20 protein-coding genes, 1 tRNA gene and 1 other RNA gene are annotated in these 21320 nt (G+C 52.3%); 11 read left to right on the plus strand and 11 right to left on the minus strand.

The genetic code is table 11. The features are described 5' to 3' along the window. The first annotated feature begins 572 nt into the window (after positions 1–572). Complete coding sequence (locus tag F7P81_RS05015; protein WP_022710238.1) at positions 573–2234, plus strand: FMN-binding glutamate synthase family protein; 1662 nt, start codon at positions 573–575, stop codon at positions 2232–2234. A gap of 142 nt (positions 2235–2376) precedes the next feature. On the opposite strand, the gene F7P81_RS05020 is transcribed toward F7P81_RS05015, so the two are convergent. After that, positions 2377–3642, minus strand: a complete 1266-nt coding sequence (locus F7P81_RS05020; RefSeq protein ID WP_151158753.1) for an NAD(P)/FAD-dependent oxidoreductase — start codon at positions 3640–3642, stop codon at positions 2377–2379. A 151-nt stretch (positions 3643–3793) separates the two neighbouring features. Between F7P81_RS05020 and F7P81_RS05025 the strand changes: the two genes are divergently transcribed. Beyond that, the gene (locus F7P81_RS05025; RefSeq protein ID WP_028233464.1) at positions 3794–4006 is read left to right on the plus strand and encodes a hypothetical protein; all 213 of its coding nucleotides are present in this window, start codon (positions 3794–3796) and stop codon (positions 4004–4006) included. 154 nt (positions 4007–4160) lie between these two features. Here the strand turns inward: F7P81_RS05025 and F7P81_RS05030 are convergent. Next, positions 4161–4236, minus strand: a tRNA-Ala gene (locus F7P81_RS05030). Positions 4237–4501: 265 nt separating this feature from the next. Then, a complete protein-coding gene (locus F7P81_RS05035) occupies positions 4502–4894 on the minus strand; it encodes a TIGR02300 family protein (protein ID WP_028233465.1) in 393 nt (130 codons plus the stop codon). A 349-nt stretch (positions 4895–5243) separates the two neighbouring features. On the opposite strand from F7P81_RS05035, the gene aroA reads away from it, so the two are divergent. From aroA to F7P81_RS05055, 4 genes are all read left to right on the plus strand, one after another. After that, the gene (aroA, locus tag F7P81_RS05040) at positions 5244–6596 is read left to right on the plus strand and encodes a 3-phosphoshikimate 1-carboxyvinyltransferase (RefSeq protein WP_151158754.1); all 1353 of its coding nucleotides are present in this window, start codon (positions 5244–5246) and stop codon (positions 6594–6596) included. A gap of 5 nt (positions 6597–6601) precedes the next feature. Continuing rightward, entirely contained in the window at positions 6602–7243 is a 642-nt protein-coding gene (gene cmk, locus F7P81_RS05045; RefSeq protein WP_151158755.1) for a (d)CMP kinase, read from the plus strand. A 176-nt stretch (positions 7244–7419) separates the two neighbouring features. Then, on the plus strand, positions 7420–9120 hold the full coding sequence (gene rpsA, locus F7P81_RS05050; RefSeq protein WP_022710244.1) for a 30S ribosomal protein S1: 1701 nt from the start codon (positions 7420–7422) through the stop codon (positions 9118–9120). A 275-nt stretch (positions 9121–9395) separates the two neighbouring features. Further along, positions 9396–10139, plus strand: coding sequence for a glycoside hydrolase family 108 protein (locus tag F7P81_RS05055; RefSeq protein ID WP_151158756.1), 744 nt, complete (start codon positions 9396–9398; stop codon positions 10137–10139). 141 nt (positions 10140–10280) lie between these two features. On the opposite strand, the gene F7P81_RS05060 is transcribed toward F7P81_RS05055, so the two are convergent. Next, a complete protein-coding gene (locus F7P81_RS05060; protein ID WP_151158757.1) occupies positions 10281–11297 on the minus strand; it encodes a YeiH family protein in 1017 nt (338 codons plus the stop codon). Positions 11298–11402: 105 nt separating this feature from the next. Between F7P81_RS05060 and F7P81_RS05065 the strand changes: the two genes are divergently transcribed. Further along, positions 11403–12290: a LysR family transcriptional regulator gene (locus F7P81_RS05065; RefSeq protein WP_151158988.1), complete on the plus strand. Its 888-nt coding sequence runs from the start codon at positions 11403–11405 to the stop codon at positions 12288–12290. Here F7P81_RS05065 and F7P81_RS05070 read toward each other — a convergent pair. The 5 genes from F7P81_RS05070 to ffs form a co-directional block, all read right to left on the minus strand. Further along, complete coding sequence (locus tag F7P81_RS05070) at positions 12274–13551, minus strand: lytic murein transglycosylase (RefSeq protein ID WP_151158758.1); 1278 nt, start codon at positions 13549–13551, stop codon at positions 12274–12276. The two genes, F7P81_RS05065 and F7P81_RS05070, sit on opposite strands and share 17 nt — an antisense overlap. A 60-nt stretch (positions 13552–13611) precedes the next feature. Beyond that, positions 13612–14217, minus strand: a complete 606-nt coding sequence (recR, locus tag F7P81_RS05075; protein WP_151158759.1) for a recombination mediator RecR — start codon at positions 14215–14217, stop codon at positions 13612–13614. A gap of 81 nt (positions 14218–14298) precedes the next feature. Next, positions 14299–14622 (minus strand): YbaB/EbfC family nucleoid-associated protein, encoded by a 324-nt coding sequence (locus F7P81_RS05080; RefSeq protein WP_022711615.1) that lies wholly within the window; start codon positions 14620–14622, stop codon positions 14299–14301. A 73-nt stretch (positions 14623–14695) separates the two neighbouring features. Continuing rightward, positions 14696–16543 (minus strand): DNA polymerase III subunit gamma/tau, encoded by a 1848-nt coding sequence (locus F7P81_RS05085; RefSeq protein WP_374828056.1) that lies wholly within the window; start codon positions 16541–16543, stop codon positions 14696–14698. A 220-nt stretch (positions 16544–16763) separates the two neighbouring features. Then, positions 16764–16860, minus strand: an RNA gene (gene ffs, locus F7P81_RS05090) — signal recognition particle sRNA small type. A 157-nt stretch (positions 16861–17017) separates the two neighbouring features. Between ffs and F7P81_RS05095 the strand changes: the two genes are divergently transcribed. Continuing rightward, positions 17018–17428, plus strand: a complete 411-nt coding sequence (locus tag F7P81_RS05095) for an HIT domain-containing protein (RefSeq protein ID WP_028233805.1) — start codon at positions 17018–17020, stop codon at positions 17426–17428. Positions 17429–17451: 23 nt separating this feature from the next. Beyond that, the gene (nudC, locus tag F7P81_RS05100) at positions 17452–18399 is read left to right on the plus strand and encodes an NAD(+) diphosphatase (protein WP_151158761.1); all 948 of its coding nucleotides are present in this window, start codon (positions 17452–17454) and stop codon (positions 18397–18399) included. 77 nt (positions 18400–18476) lie between these two features. Here the strand turns inward: nudC and F7P81_RS05105 are convergent, their stop codons facing one another. Both F7P81_RS05105 and F7P81_RS05110 read right to left on the minus strand, forming a co-directional pair. Beyond that, positions 18477–19343, minus strand: coding sequence for a prephenate dehydratase (locus F7P81_RS05105; protein ID WP_075654011.1), 867 nt, complete (start codon positions 19341–19343; stop codon positions 18477–18479). Positions 19344–19392: 49 nt separating this feature from the next. Beyond that, a complete protein-coding gene (locus tag F7P81_RS05110) occupies positions 19393–20136 on the minus strand; it encodes a 3-deoxy-manno-octulosonate cytidylyltransferase (RefSeq protein WP_022711619.1) in 744 nt (247 codons plus the stop codon). A 181-nt stretch (positions 20137–20317) separates the two neighbouring features. Here F7P81_RS05110 and F7P81_RS05115 point away from each other — a divergent pair, with 181 nt between their 5' ends. Next, positions 20318–20998, plus strand: coding sequence for a c-type cytochrome (locus tag F7P81_RS05115; RefSeq protein WP_116088717.1), 681 nt, complete (start codon positions 20318–20320; stop codon positions 20996–20998). Positions 20999–21067: 69 nt separating this feature from the next. Further along, the gene (locus F7P81_RS05120; RefSeq protein ID WP_028233806.1) at positions 21068–21292 is read left to right on the plus strand and encodes an alkylphosphonate utilization protein; all 225 of its coding nucleotides are present in this window, start codon (positions 21068–21070) and stop codon (positions 21290–21292) included. Positions 21293–21320 lie beyond the last annotated feature (28 nt).

Consider the following 21320-nt stretch of genomic DNA (forward strand, 5'->3'; position numbering starts at 1 on the left):
CCGCAAAGCGGTCAGTCGTTGCAATGGAGAAATTGGATCGGGGAATACGCATGGACCTGAAAAACCAAAAATACGCTACTGAGTTCTGTCCACAAAGTAATAAAAAATGAAGGTTAATAAGTTCCTTCCAAATCGCATTTGTGATCGACCGAAAAAGACGAAAATCAGCCGTCTCTCTTGCGTGAAATGTTAAATTTATAAAATATTTTCAAATATATAGCGGATGAGTAACGCAGGATTTCGATGCGCAACAATATTTCTGCACTGCCTTCACACGCGTAAACCACAAGCAAAAGCGCAGCAGTCAGGCATTATGAGCCGGCCGGTATAATTTGCAGCTTCTCACGGCAGCCGATTATGGGAGAAAATACTCCGTAAAGACCGGTGTTCAGCAGAAAACAGCTCTGTTTTCCGCTCAATCACAATGAATTGCTCAAATTTTCCCTCAAATCCCCGCACATCAAAGCAATAATCCCTCTCGCAATCGCTGAACGGGTGGGCTAAGGAGACGCCAACCGGTCGGGCAACCGACTCTTTCCCGTGAAGAGCGCCCCGTTCAGGCTCATATAAAGATGGTGACAATCATGCTCTCTTATCAGCGTTATGCAGTTCTCACTTGTGTTGCGCTCCTGACCATTGCCTCTTTTATCGGGGCAGTCTTTTACAGCGAATGGCTCCTTATCATCACTGCCGTCTCAAGCTCACTGCTTGGGCTGGGCGTCTATGATATTTTTCAGTCCAAACACGCAATTCTGCGCAATTACCCGATCATCGGGCATATGCGCTTTATTCTCGAAAGTATCCGTCCGGAACTGCGCCAGTATATTATTGAAGGCGACCGCGATGAAGAACCGTTCAGCCGCGAAATCCGCGGTCTGGTTTATCAGCGCGCCAAAGGCGTTGAGGACAAACGTCCGTTCGGCACGATCGAAAATGTCTATAGTTCCGGCTATGCATGGCTGACCCATTCTGCTGTTCCTATGGTGATTAAGGATACGGATTTCCGTGTCCGTATCGGCGGCTCTGCCTGCAAACAGCCTTATGATGCCAGCCTGTATAATATTTCGGCCATGAGCTTCGGCGCGCTTTCCGCCAATGCCATTCTTGCTTTGAACAAAGGCGCGAAGATTGGTGGTTTTGCCCATGATACCGGTGAAGGCAGTATCAGCCGCTACCACCGCGAAGGCGGCGGCGATCTGATTTATCAGGTTGCATCCGGCTATTTTGGCTGCCGTAATGATGACGGCACATTCTCACCGGAGAAATTTGCAGTTCAGGCTGCTGATCCTCAGGTCAAAATGATTGAGCTGAAAATCAGTCAGGGTGCAAAACCCGGTCATGGCGGCATGTTGCCAGCCAAGAAAATCTCACCGGAGATTGCCGAAGCACGCGGCATTCCTATGGGCAAGGATTGCATCTCACCGCCTGCGCATAATACGTTCTCCACGCCGATCGGCATGATGAAATTTATCGGCCAGCTGCGTGAACTCTCCGGCGGCAAGCCTGTCGGCTTCAAACTATGTATCGGTCACCGTCGTGAATTCATGTCGATGGTCAAGGCCATGCTGAAAACCGGCATTTATCCTGATTTCATCGTCGTTGACGGTAAAGAAGGCGGCACCGGCGCGGCTCCGCTGGAATTTGCCAATCGCGTTGGCATGCCGATGCTTGAAGGTCTGACCTTTGTGCATAATACGCTGCGAGGTGCCGGTATCCGCCACGAGATCAAAATCGGTGCGGCCGGTAAAATCGTCTCGGCCTTTGATATTGCCCGTACTTTTGCTCTGGGCGCTGACTGGTGTAATTCGGCACGCGGCTTCATGTTTGCTGTCGGCTGCATTCAGGCGCAGTCCTGTCACACCAATACCTGTCCTGTCGGTATTGCCACGCAGGATCCGTTACGTCAGCGTGCGATTGATGTCGGTGACAAGAGCAACCGTGTTGCACGTTTCCACCGCAATACAATGCATGCTCTGGGTGAGCTTGCCGGTGCGGCTGGTCTCAGCGATCCGCGTGACTTCATGCCTTATCATTTCATGTTCCGTCAAAAGGACAATGAGTTCCTCGACGGCAATGAAGTCTATCCGTATCTGCCAAACGGCTTTCTGGTCTCCGGCCCTGAGATTGAGGAGCTGTCTGACTGGTACAGCCGCTGGGATCGCGCTTCTGCTGAAACTTTTGCGCCGCCGGAAATCCCGCATGGACCGTTTATGCGCCGCAAAATTGCTGCCTGATATAAAAATCCCGCCCATCTTTTACTTTCCCGCATTGTCCGACGCATCACAGCAGGAAAAGAAATCAGTCCGGCGAACTGATTTCCCTGCGGAGGCGCTTCGCACTTTTGCTGGAAATGCTTGAGGCGGGATTTTTATGCCTTCAAACTTCAGGATCACGCATGGTTTCTTTTTGCGTGATGAGACGGGCGCTTTGTAATCCGCTCAGATAAATCCAGAGCCAACTCCACGCGACTGCAAGTCGTGAACGCGTTCCGATCAGAAAATAGATATGGGCAAGCCCCCATATCCACCACGCCAGAATGCCTTTCAGCTTGAATTTTCCGAATTCGATAACAGCAACTTTTCGGCCGATTGTCGCCAGGTTACCCTGATGGCGATATGTGAAAGCTTCAGGTGCAGGAGCACCTCTCAGCATGGCGCGAATGCATTTTGCAACAAAGCTGCCCTGTTGTTTGGCAGCGGGAGCAATGCCGGGCACGGATTGATCCTCACCCCACTTGACCGAGGCCGTATCACCGATCACAAAAATTGACGGATCATCCGCAAGCCGCAAATCCTTAGTGACAACCACCCTGCCCGCACGATCCGATTCTGCTCCAAGCCACTGCGCCGCAGGCGACGCCTGCACACCGGCAGCCCAGATGATTGTGCGACAGGCAATAGGCTCCTCACCGATTGTAATACCGCTCTCATCACAGGCTGTAACCGGCACGCCGGTACGCACGGTCACGCCGAGCTTTGTCAGTGCATTGCGGACATAACCGGATAGATCTTCGCTGAAGCTCGGCAAAACACGCGCTCCGGCCTCAACCAGCAGAACTTTCGCCTGACGTGTATCAATACGGCGAAACTCACGCGGCAGCGTGTGATGGGCAAGTTCTGCAATCATACCGGCCATTTCAACACCTGTCGGCCCCGCACCGATCACAGCGAATGTCAGTAATGCTTCACGCTTGGCCGGATCCGCCTCCAGTTCCGCCTGCTCAAAAGCCAGCAACATGCGCCTGCGGATTGTCGTTGCATCTTCCAGTGTTTTCAGACCCGGCGCAAAGGCTTCCCATTTATCTTTACCGAAATAGGCGTGGCGTGCACCCGTTGCCAGAACCAGTATGTCATAAGGCAATTCAGCACTGTTGCGCAGGCGCACTGTTTTATGAACACGGTCAATTCCGACAACCTCATCAAGCAGAGTTGTCACTTCCTCGCGGTCACGGAAAAGATGGCGGATCGGCCATGCTATTTCAGATGTTGCAAGCACGGTGGTTGCAACCTGATAGAGCAAAGGCTGGAAAAGATGATGGTTGCGGCGATCCACCAAAGTAATGTCAATATCAGCATTTTTCAGCCCGTGAACGACCTGCAGGCCTGCAAAACCCGCACCAATAACCACAAGCTTCTTTTTCATAACGCATCCCGTTCTGCATGAGATCTGTTCGGCTGAAAACATACCACCTATTTTGCCACTATGCTGCATTAACCGTGCCTAAGGCATAGCTTAATGTGCAGGAAGTTCCTAAAAGCAGGTCTGAGCAACAAGGATGGATGAAAGCAAACCAATGAATTTGAGCCTTTTTAAGAATCTATGCAAAGACGGTAAATTCAAAGAAGCACTCGCCTTGGCGACAACCGGCTACGAGGACGACAGGCTTGCCCCTACCCGCTTTTCCATGGACAAGAAAACCGGAAACCCGATCTTCTACCGGGGCAACAAGCGCGTAGAACTGAACGCCGACAATGAATGGCAAATCTCAAAGAACCTGAATTTCTGATGAAGCTCTGAGCTTAATCAGAAGGTTTTCATTTGACTGACAGCCAATTGGTTCCTTTTCAGACAAGGCAAAACCCTTGATCGGAATATGGAGAATCAAACAGAGCATCTTTTTCAAGACATTGTTTTATAGAATAAAATGTTTTGTGATTTTTTGGTGGAGCCAAGCGGGATCGAACCGCTGACCTCTTGCATGCCATGCAAGCGCTCTCCCAGCTGAGCTATGGCCCCATTCCCGATCATGTTTTTGAAACATGCCGACCTGAGCGTCGGTTCCGGTGGTGCGAAGCAGATTGTGATCTGTTCGTGACGGCTACATAAATTGCCTTTTACGGAAGATCAAGAGCAAAAATCAAACTCTTTCAAAGTTATTCAAATTATTTGCAAATCCCGCAGCAAAACGTCTTTTCCGTAGTGCAAAAGCACTAAAAAACAAAATGCCCTGCACTGGTGACAGTGCAGGGCATTTGCAATTCAGGTTCGGAATGACCGGCGATCAGCTTTCGTCGTCGTCGCCAACACCGCCGCCACCGCCGAGAAGACCGGACATATCATCATCGTCTTCGTCTTCATCATCTGTGGTCAGGAACGGATCATCGTCATCGCCGAGATCCACATCATCGTCATCATCCAGATCAGGAATGTCGTCGCCTTTTGCTTCATCATCCGCATCTTCCAGAGATACGAATTCCGGTGCATCCAGTGCTGTATCCAGTTCTTCGGTTTCTGTCTCTTCTTCTTCCACGCGGGTATCAACGCTGGTTTCGAAATAAGACAGCGGATAGGATTTGCCTGTATAAGGAGAAACAATCGGGTCCTTATTCAGATCATAAAATTTCTTGCCCGTTTCCGGATCGATACGTTTTGTGCCAAGTTCAGATTTTGCCACGTCAAGCCTCATAAGTTGTGCCGGCTGCGGCATCCGCACATCTCCTGAAACAAGAGATAAAACCGGAAAGCCTTTTCGGTGTTTTTTGGTGCATAAACGGATTTCGATGCCTTTGTCAAAGCTAAAGACACATGTTTTGCTGAATCATGCTGCTTTGCGGTATTTCGTGGCGAAAATACGCCGGTTTTTCCGCACAATGCCGCACAGGCTTCCGCCCGCATAAATTCCGCTCAGTTTGCAGGATGACCTGCGGTTAAACCTATGCTAGACCTTTGCCACCTCGATTGACCGCGCTGTCTGAAACGCGCTTAAAGCTTAAAAAACGGCAGCATAAACTGACTGTAATATTATGTCTCACTCTCAAGTTTCCAAACCCGCAACCTCCCGTCGCTCACGCGACCTGAAGGGCGATATCCGTATTCCGGGCGATAAATCGATTTCTCACCGTTCTTTCATGTTCGGCGGCCTTGCTTCTGGTGAAACCCGCATTTCCGGCCTGCTGGAAGGCGAAGATATTCTGGCCACCGGCAAAGCCATGCAGGCCATGGGCGCACAAATCCGCAAAGACGGCGATATCTGGATCATCAACGGCACCGGCAATGGCTGCCTGCTGGAATCAGAAACCCCGCTGGATTTCGGCAATGCCGGTACCGGTGTGCGCCTGACCATGGGGCTTGTCGGCACCTATGATATGAAAACATCCTTCTTAGGCGATGCATCCCTCACCTCGCGTCCGATGGCACGTGTGCTCAATCCGCTGCGTGAAATGGGCGTACAGGTTGAAGCCGCTGAAGGCGACCGTCTGCCGCTGACATTACGCGGCCCCCGTACCGCCAATCCGATCCGTTACCGTGTACCAATGGCCTCGGCTCAGGTGAAGTCGGCCGTTCTGCTGGCCGGTCTCAACACGCCGGGCGTGACCACGGTGATCGAACCAATCATGACCCGTGACCATACGGAAAAGATGCTGCAAGGCTTCGGCGCGGATTTGAGCGTTGAAACTGACAAGGACGGCGTCCGTCATATCCATATCACCGGTCAGGGCAAACTCACCGGCCAGATCATTGATGTGCCGGGCGATCCGTCCTCAACCGCTTTCCCGCTGGTTGCTGCGCTGATTACCGAAGGTTCGGATATCATCATCCGCAATGTGCTGATGAACCCGACCCGCACCGGCCTGATTACCACTTTGCAGGAAATGGGTGCCCAGATCGACATTCTCGATCCGCGCCTTGCAGGCGGTGAAGATGTGGCTGACCTGCGTGTGCGTTCGTCAAAACTCACCGGCATCACCGTGCCGGTCGAACGTGCGCCGTCAATGATTGACGAATATCCGGTTCTGGCTATTGCCGCCGCATTTGCGGAAGGTGAAACCATTATGGATGGTCTGGATGAATTGCGTGTCAAAGAATCAGATCGCCTTGCAGCGGTTGCCCGTGGCCTTGAAGCCAATGGCGTAGACTGCACAGAAGGTGAGATGAGCCTGAGCGTTCGCGGTAATCCGTCCGGCAAGGGTTTTGGCGGCGGCACTGTTGCCACCCATCTCGATCACCGTATTGCCATGAGCTTCCTTGTGCTTGGTCTGGCCTCTCAAAAACCGGTAACGGTTGATGATGCCACAATGATCGCAACCAGCTTCCCTGAATTCATGGATCTGATGCGTGGTTTGGGTGCAGATATCAGCATGGCCGGAGCCAAATAACCGCAATGCAGGATAAAGCTTTTATCATCGCCATTGACGGGCCTGCAGCTTCCGGAAAAGGGACGCTGGCCCGCAATCTTGCCAAGCATTACGGTTTTCACCATCTGGATACCGGCCTCACCTATCGTGCAGTTGCTAAAGCCCTGATTGATCAGGGTTTACCGCTCGATGATGAAGCGATTGCTGCGCGCGCTGCACAGGAACTCGATCTCAAAGGGCTGGATCGCACTGTGCTGTCCGCCCATGATATCGGGGAAGCAGCCTCGAAAGTGGCCGTCATGCCGGAAGTGCGTCATGCCCTTGTGGAAGCGCAGCGCAAATTCGCAGAAAACCTGCCCGGCACTGTGCTGGACGGCCGTGATATCGGCACGGTTGTCTGCCCTGATGCGCCGGTGAAACTCTATATCACCGCTTCAGCGGAAGTACGTGCAGAGCGCCGTTTTAATGAAATGCGTGCAAAAAACGCGGATGCGGATTATAATGAAGTTCTGGACGATCTGAAGCGCCGTGATGAGCGCGACATGAACCGCTCTGCTTCGCCTTTAAAACCTGCAAGCGATGCGCACTTGATCGATACCAGTAAAATGGATATAGAAGCGGCATTTCTAGAAGCTAAAAAGCTGATAGATGCTGCATTGCGCGCCTGACATTGGTCTGAATTTCAGAAAAATCGTCGAATTGTGCGTCTTTTATATAAAAATTGTCTGTTTTCAGGCCATGCGCCGGATTGTTCTTTTTAAGAACGGCTTGTCTTCAGACTTTCTCGAAACACCAACCCCCGGCGCCGTATCCCGTGAATTTCACGGATACATCAGGAGTCTACATGTCAGATTTTAACCCGACACGCGAAGATTTTGAAGCTCTGCTGGCTGAGTCCTTCGCCAATAATGACCTTGCAGAAGGTTATGTTGTTAAGGGCCGTATTGTTGCCATCGAAAAAGACATGGCAATCATCGATGCAGGTCTCAAAGTTGAAGGCCGCGTGCCGCTGAAGGAATTCGGCGCTAAGGGCAAAGACGGCTCGATGAAGCCGGGCGACGAAGTAGAAGTTTACGTTGAGCGTATCGAAAACGCGCTTGGCGAAGCTGTTCTGTCGCGCGAAAAAGCTCGCCGCGAAGAAAGCTGGGTTCGCCTCGAAGAGAAATTCGGCAAAGGTGAGCGCGTTGATGGCGTTATCTTCAATCAGGTTAAGGGTGGTTTCACCGTTGATCTCGATGGTGCCGTTGCGTTCCTGCCACGTTCACAGGTTGACATTCGTCCGATCCGCGACGTGACCCCTCTGATGCACAACCCGCAGCCGTTTGAAATCCTGAAAATGGACAAGCGTCGCGGCAACATCGTTGTGTCCCGCCGTACCGTTCTGGAAGAATCCCGTGCGGAACAGCGTTCTGAAATCGTTCAGAACCTTGAAGAAGGTCAGGTTGTTGACGGCGTTGTTAAGAACATCACCGATTACGGTGCGTTCGTTGACCTCGGCGGCATCGACGGCCTGCTGCACGTTACCGACATGGCATGGCGCCGTGTAAACCATCCGTCCGAAATCCTGACCATCGGTCAGCAGGTTAAGGTTCAGATCATCCGCATCAACCAGGATACACATCGTATTTCCCTGGGCATGAAGCAGCTGGAAAATGATCCTTGGGATGGCATCGGTGCGAAATATCCGATCGGCAAAAAGATCACCGGTAACGTAACCAACATCACTGACTACGGTGCATTTGTTGAAATCGAACCAGGTATCGAAGGTCTGATCCACGTTTCTGAAATGTCCTGGACAAAGAAGAACGTACACCCAGGCAAAATCCTGTCGACCTCTCAGGAAGTCGAAGTTGTTGTGCTCGAAGTGGATCCGGTCAAGCGCCGTATTTCGCTCGGTCTCAAGCAGACCCTCGACAACCCATGGACAACCTTTGCTCAGAAATACCCAGCCAACAGCGTTGTTGAAGGCGAAGTCAAGAACAAGACCGAATTCGGCCTGTTCATTGGTCTCGACGGCGATGTAGACGGCATGGTTCACCTGTCGGATCTCGACTGGAACCGTCCGGGCGAACAGGTTATCGAAGAGTTCAACAAAGGTGACGTTGTTAAGGCAGTCGTTCTCGATGTAGACATCGAAAAAGAACGTATCTCCCTCGGCATCAAGCAGCTGACCGGCGACAGCGTTGGTGAAGCAGCTTCTTCCGGCGACCTGCGCAAAAACGCAGTTGTTTCCTGTGAAGTAACCGGCATCACCGATGGCGGCATCGAAGTTAAACTGGTTGACCACGACATCGAAAGCTTCATCAAGCGTTCGGATCTGTCCCGTGACCGTGACGAGCAGCGCCCAGAGCGTTTCTCCGTTGGCCAGAAAGTTGACGCACGCGTTATCTCCTTCGACAAGAAAACCCGCAAGCTGCAGGTTTCCATCAAGGCTCTCGAAATTGCTGAAGAAAAAGAAGCAGTTGCTCAGTACGGTTCCGCAGACAGCGGTGCATCGCTCGGCGACATTCTTGCAGCAGCAATGAAGAAGTCCGAAAACAACTAATATGGATTAAGCAGGACTTGTCCTTGTGATCTGAGTCCTGTTTCATTCCAGAATTGAAAATCCCCCGTCGGAGCAATCCGGTGGGGGATTTTTTTATTACAACAATACAAATACAAAACAGCAATATTAAAATAACAACAAATGAAAATCATTTTATACTTTAAATAAAAAATTTCACACGCGTTTTAAATTGAGTTAATATACTTATCGTACTGCAGTATTTTTATATTTTATACATTGATTTTTAAAAATAAATTTCAACGAAAGGAAACACCATGGCAAAAGGGACATTTTTAAACGTCTTGCCATATGTCTTCGAAGAAGAGGGAGGATATGTTAATCATCCGGCAGATCCGGGCGGCCACACCAATATGGGGATCACTCTGGCTACCTTATCCGCATGGATGGGAACAAAGGCATCTGCTGCCGATATCCGCAATCTCAGTCAGAAGACAGCAGCCGACATTTATAAGAAAAATTATTGGGATAAAATCGCCGGCGATGTGCTGCCCGCCGGTATTGACTATGCAGTATTTGATTTTGCCATCAATTCCGGCCCTGCCCGTGCCGCAAAAGCTCTGCAGAAAATTGCCGGAACCTCTCAGGACGGGATTATCGGCGATCAGACACTCAGCGCACTCAATCTTCGCGACCCTGCCTCTGTCATCAATAATCTCTGTGACCTGCGGCAGAACTGGCTGCAAACACTCTCTGCCTTCAAAACTTTTGGCAAAGGCTGGACAGCCCGCGTCAAACGCGTACGCAACCGTTCCCTTGCTCTGGCCAATGAGGCTTCCGGCCAGTCTAAAAAAACAAAACCAAATCAGCCGCGGGAAACAAAGATTTCAATCCCGCCAATCCTCAAGAAACCAGAAACGCTGGCACCGCTCAGCGGTGCACTCACCGGCATCACCGCTATGGCCTCCGGCAATGGCCCCGTTCAGATTGCTGTCGCGGTTATTCTGGTTGTTCTGACCATTGCTGTTCTGTGGCATTTCCTCAGCCGCAGAAAGAACTGAAAAGTGAGAACCGGTTTCGGAGAAGATACGCGAGAGAAGAAATAGAGCATTTCCAATGACTCAAGATAAACCGGAAATGCTCTATTGCCCGCCCGTTTAAAAGCGGGCGGGCAATATGCGTTTAAGAATTTGATGCAAAAATCAGGCTACGCCCAGCAGATCAATCAGTGACAGGCTGATTGCTCCCAAAGCCAGCAGGCAGAAGACAGCGGTCAGCGTGACACGGCCACCGGCCTTCATCACCGTACGCACATCCACACCAAGTCCGAGACCAGCCATTGCAATCACTGTCAGGGCTGTACTTGCCTCATGCAGCGGAGGCAGCACCGCTTGCGGGATCAGAGACAGGCTGCGCAGCGCCATCATTCCCAGAAAGCCGATAATAAACCATGGCACCATCTGCGACAGCTTCGGACGGGCACCACCTGACTTTGCACCGATTACACCGATTGCCACAATAACCGGCCCCAGCATCAGCACGCGCACCAGCTTGACCAATGTACCGATCTGCACACTCAATGCAGCCACAGGGGCTGTTGCAGCCAACACCTGCGGCACCGCATAGACTGTCAGGCCTGCCAGAATACCATATTGTGCGGCAGACATATTCAGCAGCGGCACCAGCAAAGGCAGACACAAAACAACGACAACACCCAGCACAGCTGTAAAGGCAATGGACGAGGCCACATCATCACTATTTGCACCGATCACCGGCGCTGTGGCGGCGATTGCCGAGTTACCGCAGATAGAATTACCGCAAGCCACCAGCACAGCCATACGATGCGACAGGCGCATCATCCGGCCGATTGAATAGCTGATACCAATCGACAGCATCACAACACCGGCAATCCCGCCAATCAAAGCTGGCCCCGCCTGCATCACCGCTTCAGCACTGATGGATGCGCCGAGCAACACAATCGCAATTTCTAGAACCATCTTGGATGAAAACTGGATGCCTGCATGATACCGGCCAGACAGGCTGAACAGTGAACGCACTGCGGCGCCTATCAGAATAGCCAGCACGATTGATTCCAGCCATGCCCGCCCGAAATAGTGCGCCTCGATATATTCCAGAGCATAGGCAGCGATACTGACCAGAAGGCAGAGCATAAATCCGGGTAAAATGCAGGAGAAATTAGAATGAAGCTTGTGTGGCATGACTGCTATTCCGATAATTTTTCCAATTCTATCGCTTATTTCAACCATTCATTCCATTTGAAAATATGGTATATTTCATTCAGTAAAATCGAACGATTGAGCACCATGACCCTTGAACAATTACGGATATTTGCGGAAGTCGCCCGTCAGCAGCACCTGACCCGTGCGGCCGAAAGCCTGCATCTGACACCATCAGCGGTCAGCGCTGCAATTAAAACGCTGGAAGAACGCTATGCGACACAACTCTTCAACCGTATCGGCAGACGTATTGAGCTGAATGAAACGGGGCGTATTTTTCTGCATGAAGCCGAGGCTGTGCTTGCCCGTGCGCAGGCTGCCGAATTGACACTAACCGAAATTACCGGTCTGCAGCGTGGCAGCCTGCATATTTATGCCAGCCAGACTACAGCCAGCTACTGGCTGCCGCCACTGCTGGCACGGTTTCATACCGCCTATCCGCAGATTGAACTGAAGCTCTCCATCGGCAATAGCGAGCAAGTGGTCGATGCTCTGCGGGAGGGACTGGCAGATGCGGGATTTATTGAAGCAGAGACTGATGACGCGCTGCTGCATAAAGAACCGGTTGCCTATGACGAACTGATTACAGTCGTCAATCCCGCACATCCGTGGGCACAGCTTGAAACTTTACCGGCAGAACAACTGAGCGAAAGCTTCTGGATTTTGCGCGAACAAGGCTCGGGCACCCGCGCCGTCTTTGAAACTTACTTGCGCGAGCAAGGCTACGATCCGGCGGATTTACCGCTGGCGCTGGAACTGCCGTCCAACGAGGCGATCTGCTCCGCACTGACAGCAGGCAATTACGCTACTGTGTTGTCCGCCCTAGCAGCCCGTCCGCATCTGGCAGCAGGCACATTGAAACAAGTGCCGTTTACACTGCCACCACGACAATTCTGGCTACTGAACCACCGCGAGCGCTACCAGAGCCATGCCTTTAAAGCGCTATATAAGATGATTATCAGCGGATTGCCTTGACCAGCGCCTTATCAGGAAAACAGGTGGCAGGCTGGCCGTTCTTTGCCTGCCAGACACCGATAGAGCGACGGGTTTTAAATCCGGCCAGACCATCCGGTTTACCGACATCATAGCCCTGCTTTTGCAGACGTTTCTGCATGGCGGCGACATCGGAGCGATAAAGCCCACCGACAGCACCCCAACCTTGCTGAAAACCACCGGCGCCATAACTCATCCGGTCAGAGACATGACCGATGAACAGCGCATAGAGATCGCTCATATTATAGTTTTTCAGCACGTAGAAATTCTGCGTCACAATAAATGCAGGCCCGTGACGACCGGCAGGCATCAGCAGAAAGCCCTCCTGCCCCATCTCCTGTGACGGAAACGCCTTGCCATTCACACGAGTGACACCCAGTGCCGACCAGTCTTTGAAGCTCTTACCCTGATCCGGCCCTTCCAGTGAGCAGGAGACATTTTGCGGCACATTGACCTCAAAGCCCCAGTCGCGGCCTTTCTGCCAGCCGAAATGCTGCAAATAGGCCGCAATAGAAGCCAGTGTGTCCGGCACGGAGTTCCAGATATCGCGCCGTCCGTCACCGTCATAATCGACGGCATGTTCTAAGTAAGAGGTCGGCATGAATTGCGGCTGACCGAGCGCACCCGCCCAAGAGCTTTTCAGATGTGCACTATCCATATAGCCCTTCTGCACAATTTCGAGCGCTGCCAGTAATTCCGCACGGAACATATCCTTGCGGGTTGCCATAAAGGCTTTGGTCGCAAGCACTTCAAAACCGTTGTAAGGAATTTTTACCGAGCCGAAGGCTGATTCACGTCCCCAGACAGCGACAACAATACCGGCAGGCACGCCGAAATCACGCTCGATTTTCGCTAACAGGCTCTTATGGGCATTGAGCTTCACCTTGCCATTGCTGACAACGGAATCAACTGTGCCTTTGCGGAAATAATTGGCCGGAGAGCCGAACTCAGACTGTGTCTGCTGCTTTGGTGTTTGCGGCTTGGTTCCGGGCGGCACCAGATCAGGCAGTTTCCAGTTCAGCTGCACACCGGATAAAGACTGATTGAACACACTGCGGCTGATGCCGCGCTGTTGCGCCTGCGGCCACAGATCATTCTCCAGCCATTGCTGAAAGGCCGCATTGGTTTTGGATTGGAGTGCAGCAGAATAAGTCTGTGCCTGCGCCACTGTCGAGGTGAGGGGTACGGCAGCACAAAACAGGCTGAGCGCCACCAAAGCCTGACGGAGGAAAGTCTTCTGCATGGCTGCTCCTGTTATACAAAATCCACCTGAAACTTGGATAAAAAATCGGTAGGTCAGGTTTTATAATGTTGTTCTGGCGCGCAAAGCCGCTGCCAATGTCCCCTCGTCGAGATAATCCAGCTCGCCACCTACCGGCACACCATGCGCAAGACGGGTGATTTTCACATCCATGCCGTCGAGCTGATCGGTGATATAATGCGCTGTGGTCTGCCCTTCGACCGTGGCATTGACAGCGAGAATAATCTCTTTGATCTCACCGCCCGCCACGCGCTCAATCAGACCTTTAATGTTGAGATCATCCGGCCCCACACCATCGAGCGGTGACAAACGGCCGCCCAGCACATGATAGCGCACATTCATGGTGCCAGCGCGTTCCAGTGCCCAAAGGTCGGATACGTCTTCAACAACGATCAGTGTGGAAGGATCACGGCGCGGATCTTCGCAGACTGTGCACGGATCGCTGGTATCCACGTTCCCGCAACAGGAACAGATACGCACCTTTTCTGCAGCTTCCTGCATGGCAGAGCCAAGCGGCACCAGCAATGCATCTTTTTTCTTAATCAGATGCAGCGCGGCACGGCGTGCAGAACGGGGCCCGAGCCCCGGCACACGGGCAAGAAGCTGGATCAGACGTTCAATTTCAGGACCGGCGATTCGTTTTGACATAGTGAAGACTTAAAACATTTAACGCCCGAATAGAATCGGGCGTTAATTTATAATCACATGATGTATGGATAATCTGTCGCCTTAAAACGGCAGTTTCATGCCCGGAGGGATTGGCAGACCGGCGGTCAGCGCCTGTGTCTTTTCAGCCATCATCGCTTCCAGCTTGGCTTTTGCATCATTATGCGCAGCAATAATCAGGTCTTCCAGAATTTCGCCTTCGCCTTCTTTAAGCAGCGACGGATCAATTTTCAGACTGGTCAATGTACCCTTGCCAAGCAGGGTCAGGCTGACCAGACCACCGCCGGAAGTGGCGCTGACTTCCATCTGCGCGATTTCTTCCTGCATAGCCTGCATTTTGGCCTGCATTTCTTTTGCTTTGCTCAGCATCCCCATCATGTCACGCATGTGGCAGAACTCCTCGAATTACTCTTTTTCAATAAATGGTTCACAGCTTTGGTCGTTTCAACCACAGCTAATATTAATCGTCATCATCCAAATCGCCGCTATCCACGCCCGGATCAGGCATTTGCATTTCCAAATCCGTGTCGTCATCCGGCGTGGTAATACGCACGTCGATGATTTTTGCACCCGGAAATTTCGCAAGGATCGCCGCTACATCCGGATCAGCGCGGGCATCTGTCACCAGTTCTTCGCGCCTTGCAGTTTCCACTTCAGCCACGGTCTGGCCGCCGCCGTCACGGGCAACCGAAACCATCCAGCGTTCACCCGTCCAGTCCAACAGGCGCTGCGCCATATCGGTGGCCAGCGTTTTCGGTGCATGTTCGGTCAGCGCAATTTCCATACGGTTCTGACCGATGGAAACCAGCCGTACGAAATTCTTGACCAGAACTTTGAACTGCAGATCGCGTTTATTGCCCGCCAGATTGACGATGTCATTCAGGTCGCGGATACGCACGGCCTGCGGAGCAGGCTCTGTTTTAGGCTGGACAACGGCTTGCGGCTGCATCACCGGCTGTGCAGTTGGCTCGGCCAATCGAAGAGCGGCACCACCATTATTCTGGCGTTGAACCATTTGACCGGAAACAGCATCGGTAGATGCATAAGCTGTTGCACCACCACCGGAACCATTACCACCGCCGCCGCCTTGCAGAGCAGATGGCGCAGAACTACCGCCAACCTGACCATTGGCAATGGCTTTCAGCGCCTCATCCAGTGTCGGCAGATCAGCGGAATGTGCCAAGCGGATCAGCAGCATTTCTGCTGCCTGCACCGGACGCGATGAGGTTTCCACCTCATGAATACCTTTGAGCAGCATCTGCCAGCAGCGCGACAGCGCGCGGATCGACAGTGTTTTGGCAAATTCAGCACCGCGCACGCGCTCGTCTTCCGACAGCGACATATCCTGCGCAACTTCCGGTGTGAAACGCAGGCGTGTGACCAGATGATTGAAGTCCGCCAGATCGCTCAGCACAACAGAAGGATCAGCGCCCACATCATATTGCGCGCGGAATTCTTTCAAAACGCCTGCCACATCACCGCGCATCAGCATTTCAAACAGGTCGATAATACGCGCACGGTCGGCAAGGCCGAGCATTTCACGCACAGTCTGGCTGTCGACTGTGCCGTTGCCATGAGCAATCGCCTGATCAAGGATCGACAGGCTGTCGCGCGCAGAGCCTTCACCGGCACGGGCAATCATCGCCAGCGCCGTGTCATCAGCCTGCACATTTTCAAGGCCGGTGATCTTGCGCAACAGGCTGGTCAATGTGCCGGATTCAATGCGGCGCAGGTCAAAACGCTGACAGCGTGACAGAACAGTAATCGGCACTTTGCGGATTTCTGTTGTCGCGAAAATAAACTTCACATGCGGCGGCGGCTCTTCCAATGTCTTCAGCAGGCCGTTGAAAGCCTGATTAGAGAGCATATGCACCTCATCGATGATATAGACTTTGTAACGGGCAGAAACCGGACGGTAACGCACCTGTTCAATAATCTCACGAATATCATCAATACCGGTATGCGAGGCAGCATCCATCTCGATCACATCGACATGGCGGCCTTCCATAATCGCCTGACAGTGCTCCCCCAATTCGGTCAGATGCACACTCGGCTGATCAATCGTATCGGTTTTATAATTCAGGCCGCGCGCCAGAATACGTGCCGTTGTGGTCTTACCCACCCCGCGCACACCGGTCAGCATCCAGGCCTGAGCAATGCGTCCTGCTTCAAAAGCATTGGTCAGGGTGCGCACCATCGGCTCCTGACCATATAGATCGTCAAAATTCTGCGGGCGGTATTTACGGGCGAGAACGCGATAGGCGTTGTCTGCCGGTTTATTATCCATGGATTTCGCGCGCTCCTTCAGATCCCGTCTTTAAAGCATTTCCAGCAAAAGTGGGAACCGGTTTTGCGTAGGATAATGCGTAAAACAATAATTAGAGCGGTTCCAACAGTTCATCACAACTGGAACTGCTCTAAGCATCACTGCTGTAGCACAGATCGTCAGCCGATTGAAAACAGAAAGCGGCCTCTCGGAAAACTTAGCTTTTCCGTGCACAACAATCTGATTTTCAGGGGAGAAAAAGGTGGGAGGCTGGCACGATGACCCGTGCCGAGCTCGTTAGGGCTGCTTCCTTCCGGACCTGACCCGGTTGGCGAGTGGTACGTCCACCACCAACCTCCCGCGCTTCATATCGGAAATTTGAACACAAAATGCAAGGCTCAAATAAGCTGAGATAAAAAAATATAGATTATTTTCATGCATTTTATGTTTGAATAGTTCCAGACTAACCGCAAAACTGCCGGACAAGAACAATATTCCTCACAAAGGCACCGCATCATGCCAGATTTCGCCCTCGATCAACGCCTGCAAAATGACAGCTTTCCTATCGGTCCGCTTGGCCTGTGCCAGCTTTTACTGATGAATGACAAGCGTTGGCCATGGCTGATCCTTGTGCCGCAACGCGCGGATATGTCTGAAATTCACGAGCTGACCCCGCTCGATCAGACCATGCTCAGCTTTGAGACTTCTATGGTTGCCGAAGCCATGAAAACAGCGACCGGCTGCGAGAAAATCAACAGTGGTGCGCTCGGCAATATTGTGCGCCAGCTGCATATTCACATTGTTGCACGCAACAGCGGTGATGCAGCATGGCCGGGTCCGGTCTGGGGCCATGGCACGCGCGAACCTTATACGGACGAAGAAGCAAGCAAGCTCATCAGTGATTTGCGCGACCGTCTTTCTGCCTGATTTTGGCTGCCTGAGTTTATTACATGACAGATAATAACCATGGTCTTGGCTTTGCCGGCAGGACACTTGACCCGCAGGCCGAGAAACGGGATGAAACAAGTTTAGCCAAAGCATTGGCTGATCCGGATGCGAAATTTCTGCTTTTTGCCGGCAATAAGATTATTTTGAAGCAGGACGCACCGGAACACCGTGCCTTGTTCAGCCATGCGGAGCGACGCGCCCTGCAAAATGGCTCGGATTTATCTGCCGGTGACAATCTGATTTTGCTGGGTGAAGCAGAGGGTATCGCCTATCTTGCGCTGGATACCGGACTGGACGCGGAGGCACTTCCTGCGCCTTATGAAGCTTCGGAATATCGCGCACTCTATACGCATCATCTTTTGCCACCTGCACTGAGCGGTATGGTTGCGCAAGGCGCAGCGCTACTTGCCTGGCACCGGACACATCGCTTTTGCGGGCGTTGCGGCAACCGGACAGAAATGCGGATCGGCGGTTTCAAACGGGTGTGCACGTCCTGCAATGCCGAGCATTTTCCACGTACCGATCCGGTGGTGATTATGCTGGTCACCCGCAAAACCGACAATGGCGACATGTGTCTGCTTGCGCGAAGCCCGCATTTTGCTCCGCTGACCTATTCCTGCCTTGCCGGTTTTGTGGAACCGGGTGAGACGATTGAAAATGCTGTCCGGCGTGAAGTGCGCGAAGAATCAGGCCTGCCCGTCGGACAGGTCACTTATCATGCCAGCCAGCCATGGCCGTTTCCCTATTCCCTGATGATCGGCTGTTTTGCGCAAGGCTTGTCCGATCAGATCACGCTCGACTATGAGGAGCTGGAAGACGGACGCTGGTTTACCCGCGATGAGGCAAGAGCAATGCTGGATAATGTCCATGCTCAAGGCTTACGCACACCACCTGCCGGTGCCATCGCCAGCGCCCTGATCCGTCATTGGGTAGAGTGTTCAGACAAATAAAAAAGCGCCGGATCACTCCGGCGCTTTTTTCAAACTGAATAAGGCGACTTTATTCCGCAGCAAGCAGTTGCTTGGCCTTACTCAGCTGCAAGCAGTTGCTTGCGGTTTTCACTGCCCGGATAAACACCGACAATACGCACTTCCTTGGTGAAGAAGGCCAATTCTTCCAGTGCCAGCTGCACGGAACGATCATCCGGATGGCCTTCAATATCCGCATAGAACTGCGTGGCCATGAAAGTGCCGCCGATCTGGTAGCTCTCCAGCTTGGTCATGTTGATGCCATTGGTCGCAAAACCGCCCATCGCCTTATAAAGCGCTGCTGGAACGTTGCGCACGCGGAATACAAAAGTCGTCACCATCAGCTCGTCCGGTGACTTGCGCGGTGCCCATTGCTCTTGTTTGGACAGCACAACAAAGCGCGTAATATTGTTTTCCGCGTCTTCGACATTATGCTGCAGGATTTCCAGCCCGTAGAGTTCTGCGGCCAGCAATGGTGCTAAGGCCGCCTTGCTCTTATCGCCCAGATCCGCCACCTGACGGGCAGCGCCTGCGGTATCACCGGCAATCACCGGTTTCCAGCCATTGCCGCGAATGATTTTACGACATTGTCCCAGCGCATGAATATGGCTGTGAACGCTTTTGATATCTTCCATTTTGGTGCCCGGCAGCACCATCAGCTGAAAATGGATCGGCAGGAAATATTCACCGATAATATGCAAGCGTGATTCCGGCAAAAGATGATGAATATCCGCAACACGTCCGGCCAGCGTATTCTCAATCGGAATCATCGCCAGATCGGCTTCGCCATTTTCAACGGCATTAAATGCATCTTCAAAAGTCGCACATGGCAGCGGCTCCATCGTCGGAAACATATTGCGGCAGGCCGTATCGGAATTTGCTCCCGGTTCACCCTGAAACGATATTTTATTGGTCTTCGCTGCCATTTTGGTGCCTTTGACTATTTATAAAATGCTTTTCTGTTTTCCCTGAATTTCAGCGGGACAGAAACTGACGCGCCTTTTCCAGATCTTCCGGTGTATCCACACCGAGCGGGAAGGATTGAACCACTTCCACATCGATTCGCATACCCGCTTCCAGAGCCCGCAACTGTTCCAGTTTTTCACGCAATTCCAGAACCGAGGGCCCGAGCGCGACAAATTTTTCCAGTGCCGCACGGCGATAGGCGTAGAGACCGATATGATGGTAAAGCGGGCCATCGCCATAAGGCGCAGTGGCGCGGGTAAAATAAAGCGCGCGCAATTTATTGGCACCGGCCAGCGGCGAGCCGACGATCTTCACCACATTCGGATTGGTCTTCTCTTGGGGATCTGTGATCTCAACACCAAGGGTGGCGATATCCGCAGGCCCGTCAATCAGCGGCTGCAAAGCGGTTTTAATCAGCGCCGGATCAATCACTGGCAAGTCGCCCTGAACATTGATTACGGCATCAAATTCTTTATTTGGATCAATAGTTTGCAAAGCCTCATAAATTCTGTCCGAACCGGATTCATGATCGCTGCGTGTCATCACCGCTTCAAGTCCGTGCGCCTCGACAGCCGTTTTAATCTCTGCACTATCCGTTGCCACAACCACGCGTCCCAGACCGGATGCAACTGCACGCTCGGCCACATGCACGATCATCGGCTTGCCGGCAATGTCGGCCAGCGGCTTGCCCGGAAGACGGGTTGAGGCCATGCGGGCGGGGATCAGGATCAGCGATTTAAACGGCTTAGACATGGCTATTCATCCGAAAGTGTCAAAAAGTCACGGGTACTGCAGTTCTTATAGGTGTTGCCAGCGCCAAGTAAAAGACCTAGTTTCCGGCGAAAGTCAGCAATGGAGGGCAACCCTCCCCTAAGACGTATCAATAATTACCGCCAAGCTAAAGGCGTTGGGGAAGAGGAGCGCTAGCGGCCACATGGAATCGTCTCAGTCCAACAAGTTTATCATGGCCTTTCTGGCCACAGTTTTTGTTGTAATGACTATTGGTATTTCATCCGATGCGATTTTCTCGACCTCGCATCCTGAAAAAGCCGGTTATGAAATTGCAGCTGCAGAAGGCGGCGCACCGGCAGCCGGTGGCAAGGAAGCAGCTGTTGCTGTTCCGATTGCAACCTTGCTGGCATCAGCTGATCCTGCACGCGGTGCAACAGTGTTCAAACGCTGTGCAGCCTGTCACACGAGTGAAAAAGGCGGCGCGAACAAAGTCGGTCCGCATCTCTGGGATGTTGTGAACCGTCCGATGGCGACCGTTGAAGGTTTCAGCTATTCCGCAGCCATGAAAGAATTTTCACAGGGTGGCAAAGAAGTCTGGGATTATGAGCATCTCAATAAGTTCCTGACCTCGCCTAAAGGCTATATCAAAGGCACAGCTATGGGCTTTGCCGGCGACAAAAAAGACAATGAACGCGCTGATCTGATTGCTTATCTGCGCTCGCTGTCTGACAATCCTGCGCCGCTGCCTGCACCGGAAGCTGCCGCACCTGCTGAAGCACCAAAACCGGCAGAAGAAAAGCCTGCTGAAGCTCCGGCTGCACCGGCAACAGAAACTCCGGCACCTGCCGCACCGGAAGCACCGGCAACGCAGCCCGCCAACTGATCTTAAGATCATTTGAATATTATCAAGCCGGGCTTAATGCCCGGCTTTTATTTTGAAGGAAAATGTCTCATGTCTGATGAACCAATTGTACGCGACAGCAACGGCACCCAGCTGCAGGACGGTGACTCTGTCACCCTCATCAAAGACCTCAAAGTCAAAGGCACATCTGAAACTATCAAGCGTGGCACCTTGGTGAAAAATGTCCGCCTCAACGGCCGTGACGGTGAAGTTGAGTGCAACACCAAACAGGTCAAAGGTCTGGTTCTGAAAACCGAATTCGTCAAAAAAGCCTGATTATTACAAAGATTTAATCCGCCACTTC

The organism is Pseudochrobactrum saccharolyticum, from assembly GCF_008801715.1.
Lineage (GTDB): Bacteria > Pseudomonadota > Alphaproteobacteria > Rhizobiales > Rhizobiaceae > Pseudochrobactrum > Pseudochrobactrum saccharolyticum.

What these genes read in the sequence shown, in the direction of transcription:
- F7P81_RS05020 (WP_151158753.1), bottom strand. Translation starts at nt 3,642, where the DNA reads ATGAAAAAGAAGCTTGTGGTTATTGGTGCGGGTTTTGCAGGCCTGCAG.
- cmk (WP_151158755.1), top strand. Translation starts at nt 6,602, where the DNA reads ATGCAGGATAAAGCTTTTATCATCGCCATTGACGGGCCTGCAGCTTCC.
- F7P81_RS05105 (WP_075654011.1), bottom strand. Translation starts at nt 19,343, where the DNA reads ATGGCAGCGAAGACCAATAAAATATCGTTTCAGGGTGAACCGGGAGCA.
- F7P81_RS05055 (WP_151158756.1), top strand. Translation starts at nt 9,396, where the DNA reads ATGGCAAAAGGGACATTTTTAAACGTCTTGCCATATGTCTTCGAAGAA.
- F7P81_RS05080 (WP_022711615.1), bottom strand. Translation starts at nt 14,622, where the DNA reads ATGCGTGACATGATGGGGATGCTGAGCAAAGCAAAAGAAATGCAGGCC.
- nudC (WP_151158761.1), top strand. Translation starts at nt 17,452, where the DNA reads ATGACAGATAATAACCATGGTCTTGGCTTTGCCGGCAGGACACTTGAC.
- F7P81_RS05115 (WP_116088717.1), top strand. Translation starts at nt 20,318, where the DNA reads ATGGAATCGTCTCAGTCCAACAAGTTTATCATGGCCTTTCTGGCCACA.
- F7P81_RS05065 (WP_151158988.1), top strand. Translation starts at nt 11,403, where the DNA reads ATGACCCTTGAACAATTACGGATATTTGCGGAAGTCGCCCGTCAGCAG.
- F7P81_RS05110 (WP_022711619.1), bottom strand. Translation starts at nt 20,136, where the DNA reads ATGTCTAAGCCGTTTAAATCGCTGATCCTGATCCCCGCCCGCATGGCC.
- recR (WP_151158759.1), bottom strand. Translation starts at nt 14,217, where the DNA reads ATGTCAAAACGAATCGCCGGTCCTGAAATTGAACGTCTGATCCAGCTT.
- F7P81_RS05095 (WP_028233805.1), top strand. Translation starts at nt 17,018, where the DNA reads ATGCCAGATTTCGCCCTCGATCAACGCCTGCAAAATGACAGCTTTCCT.
- rpsA (WP_022710244.1), top strand. Translation starts at nt 7,420, where the DNA reads ATGTCAGATTTTAACCCGACACGCGAAGATTTTGAAGCTCTGCTGGCT.
- F7P81_RS05015 (WP_022710238.1), top strand. Translation starts at nt 573, where the DNA reads ATGGTGACAATCATGCTCTCTTATCAGCGTTATGCAGTTCTCACTTGT.
- F7P81_RS05070 (WP_151158758.1), bottom strand. Translation starts at nt 13,551, where the DNA reads ATGCAGAAGACTTTCCTCCGTCAGGCTTTGGTGGCGCTCAGCCTGTTT.
- aroA (WP_151158754.1), top strand. Translation starts at nt 5,244, where the DNA reads ATGTCTCACTCTCAAGTTTCCAAACCCGCAACCTCCCGTCGCTCACGC.
- F7P81_RS05120 (WP_028233806.1), top strand. Translation starts at nt 21,068, where the DNA reads ATGTCTGATGAACCAATTGTACGCGACAGCAACGGCACCCAGCTGCAG.
- F7P81_RS05025 (WP_028233464.1), top strand. Translation starts at nt 3,794, where the DNA reads ATGAATTTGAGCCTTTTTAAGAATCTATGCAAAGACGGTAAATTCAAA.
- F7P81_RS05060 (WP_151158757.1), bottom strand. Translation starts at nt 11,297, where the DNA reads ATGCCACACAAGCTTCATTCTAATTTCTCCTGCATTTTACCCGGATTT.